We start from the raw sequence: 14586 nt of genomic DNA on the forward strand, positions 1-14586 counted from the left end.
GTGTTCCGCAGCGGCGGCGGTACCGTCGGGCGCACCCCATGGATTCCCCTCCGACCCAACGGTGCCACGCCACGGACCCCCCGGTTCCAGACACCAGGCGTGCTCGCCGGGCCCGCATGCTGTGGTGGGCGCTCGCCCTCGCTACGGTGCTGCTCGCCATCGCCACCGTGGCGGCCTTCACCGCGCCGGGAGACAGCGGGGTGACCCGCCTGGATCCGAACGCACCGGCACCCATCGGTCTGGCAGGGCGGGACGTGACCGGCCAGCGGGTGCCGGACGTGTCGTTCGAGCGCTTCGACGGGGGCACCGGTTCGTTCACGGACTACGAGGGCGCACCCCTCGTGGTCAATTTCTTCGCCTCCTGGTGCACCCCGTGTGTCGACGAGATGCCCGAGTTCGAACGGGTTCATGCCAGCCTCGGAGACCGGGTGACGTTCCTCGGGCTGAACGTCACCGAGCAGCAGGCCAGCGCCCGGACGCTCATCGCCCGTACGGGCATCACCTACGACACCGGGCGCGACCCCGCCGGTGACCTGCTGCGAGCCTTCGGTGGGGCTGCGATGCCCACCACGGTGTTCGTGCGAGCCGACGGCACGGTGGCTCGGGTGCATGCCGGCAAATTGGACGCCACGGAGCTCCGGCGGATCATCGACGAGGAGCTCCTGTCGTGATCGACGCGCCGGTCGCGTACGCGTTCGGGGTCGGCATGGTCGCCACCTTCAACCCCTGTGGCTTCGCCATGCTCCCGGCCTACGTCTCGTACTTCCTCGGGTTGGAGAGCTCCCGACCCACCACCGACGATCCTCCGCAGGCGAACGTGCTTCGAGCGCTCGCGGTGGGAGCGGCGATGGCCGCGGGCTTCCTGGTCGTGTTCGGACTGCTCGGCATCGTGCTCGATCCGGTCCTCGACGCGGTGCAGGAGCGGTTGCCGTGGCTCACGATCCTGCTCGGTGCGGTACTGGCCGGGCTGGGCGTCGCCCTGCTGGCCGGCCGTACGGTTTCCCTCAACCTGCCGAAGATGGCGAGAGGCGCCGATCGCCAGGAGCTCTGGTCGGTGTTCCTGTTCGGCATCTCGTACGCCCTCGTGTCGCTGTCGTGCACCCTGCCCACCTTCCTCGCCGCGGTCGCCGGCGTGTTCGACACCGCCAACGCCGCCTCCGGGATCGCGGTCTTCCTCGCCTACGGGCTCGGCATGGGACTCGTGCTCATGGTCCTGACGCTCGCCACGGCACTCGCTCGGCAGGGGATGGTGCGGCGCATGCGGTCGTTCCTCCCGTACGTGAACCGGGTATCCGGCGCGCTGCTCCTGCTCGCAGGGGTGTACGTCGCCTACTACGGGTGGTACGAGCTGCGGATCCGTTCCGGTGCCACCGGCGGCGGCGCCGTAGCCGGCTTCGTGTTCGACCTCAACGCGCGGGTCAGCAACTGGATCCAGCAGGTGGGGCCGGTGCGGATCGGCCTGCTGCTCGCCCTGGTGATCGCTGCCACCGTGACCGCCGCCCTCGCCCGGCGTTCACGAATCGACCAGGGGTCGTAGCGACCGGTCACCCGTCCACGCCCTAGGGTGCCTCCCATGGACCTCCGGATCATGGTGGAACCTCAGCAGGGAGCGACCTACGACCAGCAGCTGGCCATGGCTCAGGTCGCGGAAGCCGAGGGCTTCGAGGGCTTCTTCCGATCGGATCACTGGCTGAAGATCCCCGGTCTGAGCGAGACCGCTCTCAACCCCGGCCCCACCGACAGCTGGGTCACCCTCGGTGCCCTGGCCCGCGAGACGTCCCGTCTCCGGCTCGGCACGCTGGTGTGCTCGGTGACCTTCCGCCTCCCGGGGCCGCTCGCCGTCGCGGTGGCCCAGGTCGACCAGATGAGTGGGGGACGGGTCGAGCTGGGGCTCGGAGCCGGCTGGTACGGCGACGAGCACGTGGCCTACGGCATCCCCTTCCCCGCTCTCGCCGACCGCTTCGACCTGCTCGAGGAGCAGCTCGAGGTCATCACGGGTCTCTGGCACTGCCCGCCCGACTCGCAGTACACGTTCGAGGGCCGCCACTACGGCGTCGTCGGCTCGCCGGCGCTCCCGAAACCACTCCAGGTCAACGGCCCACCGATCATCATGGGTGGGTTCGGCGAGGTGCGCACACCCCGCCTGGCAGCCCGCTACGCCGCCGAGTTCAACGTCCCCTTCGCCCCCATCGAGGTGTTCGTGGCCCAGCGCGAGCGGGTGCGGGCCGCGTGCGAGGCCGCCGAGCGTGACCCCGACTCGATGCGCTTCTCCGCCGCTCTCACCGTGTGCTGCGGCGAGGACGACGAAGACGTGGCCCGCCGGGCCGGCAACATCGGCCGAAGCGTCGAGGAGCTGCGCGAGAACCACCTCGCCGGTCGGCCCGCTGAAGTGCTCGATCGGATCGCCAACTACGCCGAAGCCGGCGCGGACCGCATCTACCTACAGGTCCTGGACTTCGACGACCTGGACCACCTGCGGCTCCTCGGGGAGCAGGTCCTGCGCCTGCTCCCCTGAGCAGGGCGGTCAGCCGCCCTGGCGTGACGAGCCCTCACAGCCCGAAGGTGAAGGCGGTGCGGGTCCCGAGCAGCCCCAGAGCGACACCGGCGCAGAGGACCGCGGCGTCGGCCAGCGCCAGCGCCGCGCCGGGCCGGAGGGACCGACCGAGCCGCTCACGCGCCCCGAGCGTGGCGTGCAGCAAGCCCAGCACCAGGAACGACCAGTCGGCGACCCTCCACACCGGGCTCTCCCAGCGGGCGGCCAGCCGCACCGCATCCCATCGGGCCACGTCGGGAACGATCAGCCAGGACACCAGCTCGACCGGCGCCAGCAAGGCGAGCGCGATGGCCGAAGCCCGGACCAGGTGCCAGCTCCACGGCGCGACCGGCCCCTCGACCGGTGGGCTCACCGCTGACCTCCGAGTGCCGGCCAGAGGATCACCAGGCTCGCGGGGACGCCCAGCGCCGCGGTGAAGAAGACCGCGGCCAGCCGGGCCGCCAGATCGACGCGCGCCACGTGCCGAGCTCCATCGAGCACCAGTCGGCGCAGCCCGTCGAGGGTGTGGAACAGCGCGGACAGCACCACCAGGCACAACACAGTCCGCCCACCGAGGGTGCCGGCCAGCCGCCACAGCCCGTTGAAGATCGAGACGTCGAACCCCGCTGCTGCGATCGCCGCCGACCAGATGAGGACCCATCCGTAGATGACGAACGCCGCGACGGTGGCCGGCCCCGACGGCGACGGTCCCGGCGGCGACGGCGGCTCCGTCACGGCTCAACGGGCCTCGATGACGGTGCCCCCTCGCAGGTAGGGGGCGAGCACGTCCGGGAGCACCACCGATCCGTCCGGCTGGCGGTAGGTCTCGACGAGCGCGGCCCACACCCGCGGCACCGCGAGCGCCGAGCCGTTCAGGGTATGGACCATCTCGGTTCGCTTCTCTCCGGTCGGGCGGTAGCGGATGTTGGCCCGCCGAGCCTGGTAGTCGCTGAACCACGACACGGAGGAGACCTCGAGCCAACGGTCGACGCCCGGGGCGTACACCTCCAGATCGAACGAACGGTGGTGGGACTGCCCGAGATCACCGGTGCAGATGTCGAGGACCCGATAGGCGAGGCCGAGAGCGGCGATGGTTCCCTCGGCTCGGGCGAGCAACTCCTCGAGCATGGCGGGTGCCTGCTCGGGCGTCGTGTAGGCGAGGATCTCGACCTTGTCGAACTCGTGGACCCGCAGCAGGCCCCGGGTGTCACGCCCCGCGGACCCGGCCTCCCGCCGGAAGCAGGGCGTGTAGGCCATGAGCCGCATGGGAAGGTCCTCCTCAGCGAGGATCTCGTCCTTGGCGATCGAGGTCAGCGGCACCTCCGCGGTGGGGATGCACCACAGGTCGTCGCGCTCGACGTGGTACGCATCGTCGGCGAACTTGGGAAGCTGGCCCGTCGCGGTGAGGGTCGAGGACGAGACCAGGCTGGGCGGGCGCACCTCTTCGAAGGCATCGGCGTTGCGATCGAGCGCGAGCTGGCAGAGGGCCCGAGCCAGGGTGGCCCCCTGCCGGCGGAACATGGTGAACATGGCGCCGGAGATCTTCACCGCCCGTTCCAGGTCGAGGATGCCGAGCTGGGTACCCACGTCCCAGTGGGGAACCCGCTGGTGCTCGGCATACCCGTGCGGATCGAACCCCTCCATCCGGACCACCACGTTGTCCGCGTCGCTACGGCCGTCGGGCGCCTCATCGGCCGGCACGTTCGGGATCCGCAGGAGCAGCCCCCGCAGTTCCTGCCCGACCGCGTCGGCTTCGGCGTCGAGCTGGTGCTCACGTTCGCCGAGCCGGCGGCTCTCGTCCTGGAGCGCTTCGGCTTCGGTGGTCCTGCCGTCTCGATGCAGTGTGCCGACCTGCTTGGAGAGCTCCTTCACCCGGGACCGCAGCTCGTCACGCTCACCCACCAGCTCCCGCAGGCGAGCGTCGAGATCACGAACCCGCTCGAGCTGCCCGGGGAGCGAAGGGTCGTGCCGTCGCTCCAAGGCCGCGAGAACGGAGTCGAAGTCGGTGCGTACTCGGCGGACGTCGAGCATGCTCGCAGAAGCTAGCCGCGCCCCGCGGGGACACAGCCATGCGCACCGTAAGGACTCCGAGCGGGGCTAGCTTCCGCAACGTGGCAGCGCAGCCAGGACCGGAACAGGCCGTGGAGGTCACCGAGCTGGTGGTGCGCTTCGGTGACACGGTGGCCGTCGACGGGCTCTCCTTCGACGCCCCGATGGGCGCGGTGACCGCCCTGCTCGGCCCCAACGGTGCGGGCAAGACCACCACGGTTGAGACCCTCGAAGGGTTCCGGCGGCCCGACGGGGGCGAGGTGCGTGTCCTGGGCCTCGACCCGGTGCGGGACCATCGCCGGCTGGTTCCACAGATCGGGGTGATGCTCCAGGAGGGTGGGGTGTACACGGGCATCCGCCCGATCGAGATACTGCGGCTCTACGCCAGCTACTACGAGCACCCCCACGACCCCGGCGAGCTGCTCGAACAGGTCGGACTCGCCGACCGGGCCCGCACCACGTGGCGACACCTGTCCGGCGGTGAGCGCCAGCGCCTCTCGCTGGCGCTGGCGCTGGTGGGTCGGCCACGAGTGGTCTTCCTGGACGAGCCCACGGCCGGCATCGATCCCGCGGGACGCCAGATCATCCGTCGGGTGGTGGCCGAGTTGCGTGACCAGGGCGTCGGGGTGCTGCTCACCACCCACGACCTCGATGACGCGCAGCGCCTCGCCGACCGGGTGCTGATCATCGATCGCGGCCGGCTCCTCGCCAGCGGCACGCCGGCCGAGCTCATGACCGCGGGCCAGTCCCCCGAGATCCGCTTCGCTGCGCCCAGCGGCCTCGACACGGTTGCGCTCAGCGCTCGCCTGGGCTCGACGGTGGTCGAGGAGCAGCCCGGGGAGTACCTGGTGTCGGCGGAGGCCACCCCCGATACGGTCGCCGCACTCACGAGCTGGTTGGCCGAGCACGGCATCCCCCTCGGCGACCTCCGTGCCGGGCGCGGCACGCTCGAGGACGTGTTCCTGCGACTCACCCGGGAGGGTCGGCCGTGAACGCCTACCGGATGCAGGTGCGCACCGAGCTGATGCTCAGCCTCCGCCAGGGCGAACAGCTCCTGGTCAGCGTCGGCATCCCACTGCTGATCCTGGTGTTCTTCTCCCTGACCGGCGTGCTGCCCATCCCCGAAGGCTTCGCGAAGACGGTTGACTTCCTCGCGCCAGGCGTCCTGGCACTGGCCGTCATGTCCAGCGCCATGGTGAGCCTGGGGATCGGTACCGGCTTCGAACGCCAGTACGGCGTGCTGAAACGCCTCGGCGCCACGCCTCTGGGACGCGGCCGGCTCGTCGCCGCCAAGATCTCCATGGTGCTGGTGCTGGAGCTGATCCAGGTCGTGGTCCTGGTCACGGCAGCCCTGGCGCTCGGCTGGCGGCCCAGCGGGAGCATCATCGCCGCCCTGCCGGCGTTCGTGTTGGGAACAGCCGCCTTCGCGGGGCTCGGCCTCCTCCTCGCCGGGACGCTGAGTGGAACGGTCAACCTGGCAGCGACCAACGGTCTCTACCTGCTGCTGCTCCTGCTGGGCGGCATGGTGGTGCCGGTCGACCGGCTGCCGAGCGGGGTGCGCGCCATCGCGGAGGTGCTTCCCGCCGCGGCGTTGAGCGAGACCGTGCTCGGGGCGTTCAGCGCCTCAGCGACCGCCTCCGCGAAAGCGTGGGCCGTGCTCGCCGCCTGGGCGATCGCCATGCCGCTGGTCGCGGCCAGGTCGTTCCGTTGGGAGTGATCGGGTTCTCGATCCGGCCGGGCGTCCTCAGCCTCGGCTGATCATCTCGTCACCCGCCCAGAACATCCGGAACATCGCCATGACCGCGAGGTAGACAGAGATGGCGAGGATCAAGCCGGCAATGAAGAGGCGGTTCAGCAGTGGCTTGTCGAACTTGAGGTGCATGAACACCCAGGCCACGGTGAAGAACTTGATCGCCATCAAGACCATCAGGGCGGTGATGATGCCGACGTTGCTCTCGTGGCCCCAGCTCCACACGGGGAGCTCCGGCCAGACATAGGTCGCGATCTCCACCGCCGTGACGACGGCGAGGAACACGGCGGTCATCACGTAGAGCCGGTCGCGGGGGTATTCGGCCACCGCACCGTCGAGGACCTGGGTGGGGATCGGCTGATCGGTCGGTTCCGGCGTCACCGCGGCCATGGCATGAACTCCTACGGGATCAGGTAGACGACGGCGAAGATGAGGATCCACACGACGTCGACGAAATGCCAGTACAGACCGACGATCTCGACGGTCTCCGATCGATGCTCCGGCAGCCGCCCCCGCAGGGAGAGCAGCACCAGCGAGACGAGCATGATGATGCCCACCGTCACGTGGACCCCGTGGAAGCCCGTCAGGGTGTAGAAGGCCGAGCTGAATCGGCTGGTCGTGTAGCCGAGCCCCTCGTTGTAGAAGACGGTGAACTCGTAAACCTGACCGGCGATGAAGGTGGCTCCGAGCAGAGCCGTGCCCACCAGCCAGACCCGCAGCCGGTGATGGTCACCCCGCTCGATCGCGGACACCGCCAGCACCATCGTGAGCGAGCTCATCAACAGCACGAACGAGCTCGCGGAGGTGAACGGGATGTCGAACACGTCATGTGGCCCTGGGCCCGAGCCGGGGAGCGGGTGCTTGTAGAGCAGATAAGTGGTGATCAGACCGCCGAACAGCAGGCACTCGGAAGCCAGGAACAGCCACATCGCCAACTTGGTGTTGGAGATGCCGGTGTTCGTGGCGTGATCGGGGTGGGCGACCGGCGCGTGAGCGTCCCGCTCGGCGAGGAGTTCGCGGTGGTGGGCGACGATCTCAGCCAACGGTCTCGGCCTCCTGCTCGTCGACCGCCGCTGCGACCGCAGCGGGCTCCCGGGTGGGCAGCTCGGCGCCCTCGAGGGTCTCGTCGTCCGGACCGTGCGCCTCGCCATGAGTGGCATCCGGGTCGTCGGGCGGCTCCATCGCCCAGCCGTAGAGACCGGCCACGACGACCAGTCCACCGATCAGGCAGAGCCACCACGTGTAGAGCAGCCCGTAGCCGATGATCGGCAGGCCGAGCGCGGTGACGAGCGGCCAGTAGGAGGGGGAGGGCAGGTGCACGCCTTTGCCGTCGCTGTGCTGCACCACGTCGTCGGTCTCCGCAATCCGCACCAGGTTGCCGTTCTCGTCCTCGCCGTACTTGCGGTACCAGAAGTCGTCCACCCGCTCGATCGTGGGAATCGGATCGAAGTTCCACTCGGGTGTCGGGGAGGGCACCATCCATTCGATCGTGCGGGCATCCCACGGATCGGCCCCGGGGGGCGGCAGGTCCTTGGCACGCTTGCGACTCAGGAAGATGTTCACGATGAAGAGCAGGACGCTTGCGGCGATGGTGAAGGCCCCGATCGTCGCCACCTTGTTCCAGATCTCGAAACCGAAGCCCGCGTCGTACGTGTACACCCGTCGGGACATGCCCTGGAGCCCGAGCACGTGCATGGGTGCGAACGTGAGGTTGAAGCCGGCGAGCAGCAGCCAGAAGTTCGCTTTGCCGATGCGCTCGTCGAGCATGTAGCCGAACACCTTCGGCCAGTAGAAGTAGAGCGCACCCATGAACCCGAAGAAGGCGCCGCCGAAGAGCACGTAGTGGAAGTGGGCGACGATGTAGTAGGTGTCGGTCTGCTGGGTGTCGGCCGGTGCGATCGAGTGACTGACGCCGGACAGCCCTCCGAGGGTGAACATGAGGATCAACCCGATCGAGAACAGCATCGGGGAGGTGAACCGGAGCTTCCCGCCCCACATGGTGGCGGTCCAGTTCAGGATCTTCACCCCGGTGGGCACGGCGATGAACATCGTGGTCAGCGAGAAGGTCGTCACCGAGATCGGACCGATGCCGGACACGAACATGTGGTGGGCCCACACGCCCCAGCCCATGAAGCCGATGGCGACACCGGAGAAGACGATGAACGGGTAGCCGAAGATCGGCTTGCGCGAGAACACGGGCAGCATCTCGGAGACGAGGCCGAACGCCGGCAGGATCATCAGGTACACCTCGGGATGCCCGAAGATCCAGAAGAGGTGCTGCCACAGCAACGGGTTCGCGCCCTGCGCCACGTTGAAGAAGTTGGCATCGAAGAGCCGATCGAACAGCAGCAGGAACTGCGCGGTCGTGAGGACGGGGATGGCGAACAGCAGCAGGAACTGCGTGACCAGCGTCATCCAGGTGAAGACCGGCATCTTCATGAGCGTCATGCCGGGCGCCCGCAGGTTGAGCACGGTGACGATCAGGTTGATGGCGCCGGTCAGCGAACCGATGCCGGTCATGATGAGGCCCAGGTTCCAGAAGTCGATCCCGTGGCTCGGCGAGTAGAGCACCCCGTTGTTCGGTGCGTACATGAACCAGCCACCGTCGGCGCCGCCACCCAGGAACCAGGACGTGTTCAGGAAGATGCCACCGACGAGGAAGCACCAGAAGCTGAAGGCGTTGATGCGCGGGAAGGCGACGTCCCTGGCGCCGATCTGCAGCGGCATCAGGTAGTTGGCGAACGCCGCGCCCAACGGCATCACCACCAGGAAGACGGCGGTCGTGCCGTGCATCGTGTACACCTGGTTGTAGGCATCCGCCGACAGCAGCGTGCCGCGCGGGGACCACAGCTGCGCCCGGATCAGCAGAGCCTCGCTGCCCGCGATGAGCAGGAAGAAGAGCGCCGCGGCGCCGTACATGATGCCGATCTTCTTGTGATCGACGGTGGTCAACCAGGAACGCCAACCCCGCTTGGGCTTGGGGCGCTCGAACACACCGATCGGATGGAACTCCACCTCGGTCGGCTCGCCTGAGGGCAGGGCGAGCGGGCGGGACTCAGTGAGGGACATGATCTTGCTCCGGGACGGCGGTGTCGTTCGTCATGTGGGCGCTACTTCAAGGTCTCGAGGTACGCGACCAGTTCGTCGATCTGCTGTTCGCTCAGGCCGAGGTTCGGCATGCCCCGTTGCTGCGTGGCGGCAGCAGGCTTCATGGCCGGCGGGTTCCGGAGCCATGCCTCGAGCGTCACCCGGTTGACCGGGTACGCGCTCGTTCCCCCGAAGAGCGCGTCACCAGGATCACCGGGCGTCGACACGTCTGTCGGGTCCCCCGGCGTCGGAACGGGTGCACCGGGCTGCTGGGGGTAGTAGAGGTTGAAGATCGAGCCGGCGAACGTGCCACGGGTCATGAGGTGGGTGAGGTCCGGTGCGACGCCCGAGAGCAACGGTGGCGGTGTCTCCTTGGCCTTCTCGAACTTGCCGTTCACGACGTGGCACTGCGCGCAGAGGTTGCCGAACTGAGCCTCACCAGCAGCGGCGAGGGACCCCGGCTCGGGTGAGCGGGCAGGACGTTGCTGATTGGCTACCCAGTCGTCGAACTGGGCGGGCTCCACCGCGCGCACCACCATCCGCATGTTGGCGTGCGAGAGGCCGCAGAACTCCGTGCACTGCCCCATGTACACACCCGGTTGATCCGCTTCGATCTTCCAGTAGCTGTCCATGCCCGGCACCGCGTCCTTCTTGCCGTTCAGGGCCGGGATCCAGAAGCTGTGGATGACATCGTGCGAGCTGATGGTCAACGAGACCTCCCGCCCAGCGGGGATGACCAGCTCGTTCGCGGTGGTTATGTCACCCTGACCGTCGTAGCTACCGTCGCCGTCGATGTCGTACTGGTAGCTCCACCACCACTGTTGCCCGTACACGCGCACCGCCAAGGCGTCATCGGAGCGTTGCTCGAGCTTGATGATGGTGATGACGGTGAACACCGCGATCGCCGCCAGGATCAGCGCTGGCAAGGCCGTCCAGCCGACCTCCAGCACGGAGTTCCCGTGCACCTGGCTCGGCATCGGGGTGTCGTCGTCGCGGTCCCGGAAGCGCCAGGCGATGTAGAGCACCGCCCCGAAGACCGCGACGAAGATGACCCCGGCCACGCCGAACACCGGCGCGACGAGGTTCTGGATGGTCTGGGCATTGACCCCTTTCGGGGCGAGCGTGGTCAACGGCTTGTCGTCGTTCCGGAAGACGGCGACGATCAAGGCCACGTACAGGACGGCGACGATGGTGAAGGACGCCGTTCCGAAGACCTTCAGAAAGAGCGAGCGACGGGGCATTCAGTCTCCTCGACCTGTCGAGACGCAGTGTCCCCCGGCCAGCGGGCGCGTTGCCAGCTCGGCGGGCGGAGCGGGGGCGCAGGACCGAGGCATCATGCGTCGGCTCCTCGGAGCTCAGCGACCACAGGACCGAGGCTGCCCTCGCCCTCACCGCTCGTCGAGTGGGCGCCGCTCTCCGTGATCGCGCCATTCTCCTCGCCACTGTGATGCTCGAAATCACGTTGGCCCTGCACGGCCGCCACGATCCCACCGACGATCACGGCGATGGCGGCGAAAAACAGAAGCAGCGTGATGGCGTTCCTGCTGATCTGCGGGCGGGCGGCGATCAGCGCCGTGCCGAGGAGAAACACCGCGCCGACGCCCGCGAAGACCGCGACCGAGGCGGTCTCACTGACCGCCAGCAGCACTCGCGAGAGGGCGAGAACCACGATGGCGATACCGATCGCCGCGAGGATGGGGACCCGGAACGGCTCGATGAAGCGCTGGTAGATCTCACGGTTGACCTCGTCGTCACCCGTGGCCCGCTCGGCCCAGGCGCGGAGCATCCACACGCCGATGACCGCTGCCGACAAGCCCAGACCCGCGAGCGTCACGTACTTGTTGGTGATCTGCCCGATCACCAGGATGCCGACCGCGAACGCTCCCACCATCGGGATGAAGTTGGCTCCCGACGGGGCGCGGGTCAGCGGAACGCTCTCCGCGTGCAGGACCTGTGCTTCTGCCTCGGGGTCGGCGTCGCGGAAGGCGATGAGCAGCACCGCCATGGCTGCTGCCACGAACGTCAGCGACAGCAGCACGGTGTAGGTGAAGTGGTTGCCGACCCCACCCTTCCAGCCGATGGACAGCGGCCCGACGATGGCATTGATGACGGACTGGCCGCTGGTGAACGCCTGGGTGAGCGCGCCCAGCCAGCCGAACACGGCGAGCGCGGCGAAGAACCGGAACGCCGTCGTGAACATGCGGGATCGGACGAAGGAGAGCATGGCGCCTACTTGGTGATGTAGATCGCGTACCAGAGGATGGCGTATGCCACGACCATGGCGTGCCAGAACAATGCGGCAGCGGAGACACCGTCGTGCTGGCGGCTCGTCTCCCGGCCGCCGAGCGCCCGGAACGCCATCACGGCCGTGAAGATCATCGCGGCAACGACCATGGCGAGGTGTGCTCCGGTGATGGTGTAGACGAGCACCGCCTGCTGGTTCGCGATGACATCGAACTTCATCAACGTGTAGAGGTACGACTGCATGTTGATGTACGCGATGCCGAACACGAACGTGAGCCCGAGCGCGAGGTAGGTGTTGACCCGATCATCACGGGCCACCGCGTAGACCGCCCACTGCATGGTGATGGCGGAGGCCAGGAGAGTGAAGAGCATGACGTTCGGCTGCTGGAGCGGGATGGTCACCCCTTCGGGCAGCCAGGTGTCCCCGGCCTGGAGCAACTCCGCTCGTCGGGTGAGGTAGATGCCGAGGAGTCCCCCGAACAGCATCAGCGCTGCGGCGGACGCCAACCCCGATGCCACCATCAACACCCGCGGCCGCTGGAGCGGAGGCGCCGGTGGGAGTGCATGCGTGACCGCCATCAGGACCCAGCCTCCTTGACGTCGAGCAGCGGTTCGGCGGACTCGACCCGCGGGAGCTCGCCGAAGTTGCCCGTGGGTGGGGGTGAAGGGGTTGCCCACTCCAGGGTCTGCCCACCCCACGGATCGTCCTCCGCCCGGGGCCCACGGCTGGCAGCGAGCACGTTCAACCCGGCGAGGAGCACGGCGACGGCCAACAACGCGGCGCCCGCGGCGGACACCAGGTACAGGGCGTCGGCCGCGTCCGCCAGCCGGTCCCAGCGGTTGGCGAAACCGAGGACACACAGCGGCAGCCCGGCCAGTACCGAGCCGGCGAAGCCCACCAGGACCAGGATCTTGCCGAGGCCGTCGTTGGCCAGCCGGCCCGTGACCTTCGGGGACCAGAAGTGCAGCGCGGCGATGGCGCCCACACTCACCGCGCCGACGACGAGCGCCAGCAGCCCCGTCTGGAAGGCGTTCGCCAGCGGGAGATCGAGGCGGTCGTTCGGCTGCAGTCGCAGCGGACGGATGACGTAGAGAGCGCTGCCGAGGGCCGCCAGGATCAGGACCAGGGCAGCGAGCAAGCCGCCGACGCTGGCGGTGGTGATCCGGGGCCGGCCCTGCATCATCGTCGTGGCCCAGCCGGCGACCAGCAGCAGGAGCGGGATGAGCAGCACCACGCCCACCACCACGAACAGGACCTGTTCCCAGACGTCCTCGTTGAAGTAGGGCTGGGCGAACGCGCCGAACGACAAGACCCCGAAAGCGCCCACCGCGGTCAACATGAAGCCTCGGTTCCGCTGCCGGACTCCGGCTGAGGTGGCGACGATGTCGCCGAGCGCGCCGAGCACGGGGATGGCGAACGCGAACACCTGAGGCTGCTCGAACAGCCAGCTGAGCTGTGGCCACTGGTTGAGCGCGACCCCGAAATCGGTGGGCCGACCGAAATGGTGGTCGACGTAGATCAACAACACGTTGGCAAGGAACACCGGCAGGCTGACCAGCCAGATCGCACCAGCGACGAACATCCCCCACGAGAACATCGGGACCCGGTCGAGGTACATGCCCGGAGCCCGGAGAGCGACGATCGTCGTCATGACGCAGATCGAGGCCAGGAGCAGTGCCGCGGTCGTCACACCGATCGCCAGGTAGGCAAGATCGACACCCTTCGGGCGCCCGCCACCGACACCACCGTTCACCGAGTAGGCGATCAGGAGGAGCACCGAGCCGAGCAGCCACGTCCAGAAGGCGGCGGCCGCAGCGCGCGGGAAGGCGATGGTGGACGCCCCCACCTGGAGAGGCACCACCACCGTCGCGACACCGACGAGCAACGGAATGGCGAACAGCAGGACGAGGCTCAGCCGCCCGAGTGTGAAGATCTGCGAGGTGGTGTCAGCACCGAGGACGTCGGTGCCAGCAGCGTCGAGGGTGACCAGGCCCTGGAGCACCCAGGCCACGATGCCGAACAGCAGGGCGAAGCCGATGTAGAAGCGGCCCAGGGTTTTGTGGTCGCCAGTCCCGAGCACCACCGCCACCGCCGGGTACTCCTCGCCGGTGTCCCAGGGGTTGGTGTGCGTCTCGGTGGCGGTTTCGGGTCTGGTCTCGGTGATCGCCATCTCAGTTCGTGAGCTCGCGACGGTGACAGCCGTGCACCTCGGCACACGGGCGTCGGCGTCAGGGCGCGAACGCCTCCTCCCGGAACGACAGTACGGCTCGGGACTCTACACACCTGCCAATCGGGGCAAAAAACGACCGGAACCGTGCCTCGTGGCCCGCTGCGTCGCGGCGCCCGCTCACAGGCCGAACCTGACCAGCACGTCCACCGCGATCGCCGCGAACAGCAGCGTGACGTAGGAGATCGAGAACGAGAACAACCGCATCGCCACCGAGGGTGACTCGGTGCGCAGCACGCCCACGGAGAGCCCGGTGAACAGGGCGCCGAGGACGACCGCGGCGATCGTGTAGATCGCCCCCATGTCCGCGACCGGAGCGAACACCAGCGTGAGGACCCAGACCGCGACGGCATAGATGACAATCCGCACCGCGGTGGCGTGGAGTGAGCGGACCGCCGGCAGCATGGGCACCTCCACCGAGGCGTAGTCGTCGCGGTAGCGGATGGCCAGGGCCCAGAAGTGTGGCGGCGTCCAGAAGAAGATGACACCGAACAGCACGAGAGGGGCCCAGGAGAGCTGGTTGGTCACCGCGGACCAGCCGATGAGAACCGGAGCGGCGCCGGCCGCGCCGCCGATGACGATGTTGGTGGTCGAGGTGCGCTTGAGCCAGAGGGTGTAGACGAAGACGTAGAAGAGGCAGGCGGCGAGGGCGAGCACTGCGCTCAGCAGGTTCACGAACCCCCACAGCCAGAAGA

Annotated in this window: 16 protein-coding genes; 5 read left to right on the forward strand and 11 right to left on the reverse strand. The window is 68.3% G+C overall.

What is annotated here, in order from left to right; translation table 11 throughout:
* Window positions 1–116 precede the first annotated feature (116 nt).
* The 3 genes from V7004_RS11910 to V7004_RS11920 are packed head-to-tail and all read left to right on the forward strand — an operon-like array spanning window position 117 to window position 2515.
* Complete coding sequence (locus V7004_RS11910) at window positions 117–671, forward strand: TlpA family protein disulfide reductase (protein WP_334144205.1); 555 nt, start codon at window positions 117–119, stop codon at window positions 669–671.
* Entirely contained in the window at window positions 668–1537 is an 870-nt protein-coding gene (locus V7004_RS11915) for a cytochrome c biogenesis CcdA family protein (RefSeq protein WP_334144206.1), read from the forward strand. The genes V7004_RS11910 and V7004_RS11915 overlap by 4 nt, the downstream gene beginning before the upstream one ends.
* Before the next feature lie 36 nt (window positions 1538–1573).
* Window positions 1574–2515: an LLM class F420-dependent oxidoreductase gene (locus V7004_RS11920; RefSeq protein WP_334144207.1), complete on the forward strand. Its 942-nt coding sequence runs from the start codon at window positions 1574–1576 to the stop codon at window positions 2513–2515.
* A gap of 34 nt (window positions 2516–2549) precedes the next feature.
* Here V7004_RS11920 and V7004_RS11925 read toward each other — a convergent pair whose 3' ends face one another.
* The 3 genes from V7004_RS11925 to serS are packed head-to-tail and all read right to left on the reverse strand — an operon-like array spanning window position 2550 to window position 4564.
* Window positions 2550–2906, reverse strand: coding sequence for a hypothetical protein (locus tag V7004_RS11925; RefSeq protein WP_334144208.1), 357 nt, complete (start codon window positions 2904–2906; stop codon window positions 2550–2552).
* Window positions 2903–3268, reverse strand: a complete 366-nt coding sequence (locus V7004_RS11930) for a hypothetical protein (RefSeq protein WP_334144209.1) — start codon at window positions 3266–3268, stop codon at window positions 2903–2905. Before V7004_RS11930 ends, V7004_RS11925 begins: the two co-directional genes overlap by 4 nt.
* Before the next feature lie 3 nt (window positions 3269–3271).
* Window positions 3272–4564 carry a serine--tRNA ligase gene (gene serS, locus V7004_RS11935; protein WP_334144210.1) on the reverse strand — a complete coding sequence of 431 codons (1293 nt, stop codon included), beginning with the start codon at window positions 4562–4564 and terminating at the stop codon, window positions 3272–3274.
* Between the two features lie 38 nt (window positions 4565–4602).
* Between serS and V7004_RS11940 the strand changes: the two genes are divergently transcribed.
* On the forward strand, window positions 4603–5574 hold the full coding sequence (locus V7004_RS11940) for an ABC transporter ATP-binding protein (protein WP_442968054.1): 972 nt from the start codon (window positions 4603–4605) through the stop codon (window positions 5572–5574).
* Window positions 5571–6299 (forward strand): ABC transporter permease, encoded by a 729-nt coding sequence (locus V7004_RS11945; protein WP_334144212.1) that lies wholly within the window; start codon window positions 5571–5573, stop codon window positions 6297–6299. The genes V7004_RS11940 and V7004_RS11945 overlap by 4 nt, the downstream gene beginning before the upstream one ends.
* Before the next feature lie 27 nt (window positions 6300–6326).
* Here V7004_RS11945 and V7004_RS11950 read toward each other — a convergent pair whose 3' ends face one another.
* The 8 genes from V7004_RS11950 to V7004_RS11985 all read right to left on the reverse strand — a co-directional run.
* Complete coding sequence (locus V7004_RS11950) at window positions 6327–6722, reverse strand: cytochrome C oxidase subunit IV family protein (RefSeq protein ID WP_334144213.1); 396 nt, start codon at window positions 6720–6722, stop codon at window positions 6327–6329.
* 11 nt (window positions 6723–6733) lie between these two features.
* Window positions 6734–7375, reverse strand: a complete 642-nt coding sequence (locus V7004_RS11955) for a cytochrome c oxidase subunit 3 (RefSeq protein WP_334144214.1) — start codon at window positions 7373–7375, stop codon at window positions 6734–6736.
* The gene (ctaD, locus tag V7004_RS11960) at window positions 7368–9401 is read right to left on the reverse strand and encodes a cytochrome c oxidase subunit I (RefSeq protein ID WP_334144215.1); all 2034 of its coding nucleotides are present in this window, start codon (window positions 9399–9401) and stop codon (window positions 7368–7370) included. The genes V7004_RS11955 and ctaD overlap by 8 nt, the downstream gene beginning before the upstream one ends.
* Before the next feature lie 41 nt (window positions 9402–9442).
* Window positions 9443–10660 (reverse strand): cytochrome c oxidase subunit II, encoded by a 1218-nt coding sequence (coxB, locus tag V7004_RS11965; RefSeq protein ID WP_334144216.1) that lies wholly within the window; start codon window positions 10658–10660, stop codon window positions 9443–9445.
* A gap of 92 nt (window positions 10661–10752) precedes the next feature.
* On the reverse strand, window positions 10753–11643 hold the full coding sequence (locus V7004_RS11970; RefSeq protein WP_334144218.1) for a hypothetical protein: 891 nt from the start codon (window positions 11641–11643) through the stop codon (window positions 10753–10755).
* 5 nt (window positions 11644–11648) lie between these two features.
* A complete protein-coding gene (locus V7004_RS11975; RefSeq protein ID WP_334144220.1) occupies window positions 11649–12242 on the reverse strand; it encodes a cytochrome c oxidase subunit 3 in 594 nt (197 codons plus the stop codon).
* Entirely contained in the window at window positions 12242–13834 is a 1593-nt protein-coding gene (locus V7004_RS11980; RefSeq protein ID WP_334144222.1) for a cbb3-type cytochrome c oxidase subunit I, read from the reverse strand. The genes V7004_RS11975 and V7004_RS11980 overlap by 1 nt, the downstream gene beginning before the upstream one ends.
* 177 nt (window positions 13835–14011) lie before the next feature.
* Window positions 14012–14586, reverse strand: a 575-nt coding sequence (locus V7004_RS11985) for a UbiA family prenyltransferase (RefSeq protein WP_334144224.1), incomplete at its 5' end; no start/stop codon positions are given.

This window comes from Rhabdothermincola sp. (assembly GCF_036846205.1).
Classification (GTDB): Bacteria; Actinomycetota; Acidimicrobiia; order Acidimicrobiales; family Acidimicrobilacustridaceae; genus Rhabdothermincola.

Bases quoted from the DNA above. Each gene is read 5' to 3' on its own strand.
- ctaD (WP_334144215.1), bottom strand. From the start codon at position 9,401: ATGTCCCTCACTGAGTCCCGCCCGCTCGCCCTGCCCTCAGGCGAGCCG.
- V7004_RS11975 (WP_334144220.1), bottom strand. From the start codon at position 12,242: ATGGCGGTCACGCATGCACTCCCACCGGCGCCTCCGCTCCAGCGGCCG.
- V7004_RS11970 (WP_334144218.1), bottom strand. From the start codon at position 11,643: ATGCTCTCCTTCGTCCGATCCCGCATGTTCACGACGGCGTTCCGGTTC.
- V7004_RS11920 (WP_334144207.1), top strand. From the start codon at position 1,574: ATGGACCTCCGGATCATGGTGGAACCTCAGCAGGGAGCGACCTACGAC.
- V7004_RS11950 (WP_334144213.1), bottom strand. From the start codon at position 6,722: ATGGCCGCGGTGACGCCGGAACCGACCGATCAGCCGATCCCCACCCAG.
- serS (WP_334144210.1), bottom strand. From the start codon at position 4,564: ATGCTCGACGTCCGCCGAGTACGCACCGACTTCGACTCCGTTCTCGCG.
- coxB (WP_334144216.1), bottom strand. From the start codon at position 10,660: ATGCCCCGTCGCTCGCTCTTTCTGAAGGTCTTCGGAACGGCGTCCTTC.
- V7004_RS11910 (WP_334144205.1), top strand. From the start codon at position 117: ATGCTGTGGTGGGCGCTCGCCCTCGCTACGGTGCTGCTCGCCATCGCC.
- V7004_RS11980 (WP_334144222.1), bottom strand. From the start codon at position 13,834: ATGGCGATCACCGAGACCAGACCCGAAACCGCCACCGAGACGCACACC.
- V7004_RS11940 (WP_442968054.1), top strand. From the start codon at position 4,603: ATGCGCACCGTAAGGACTCCGAGCGGGGCTAGCTTCCGCAACGTGGCA.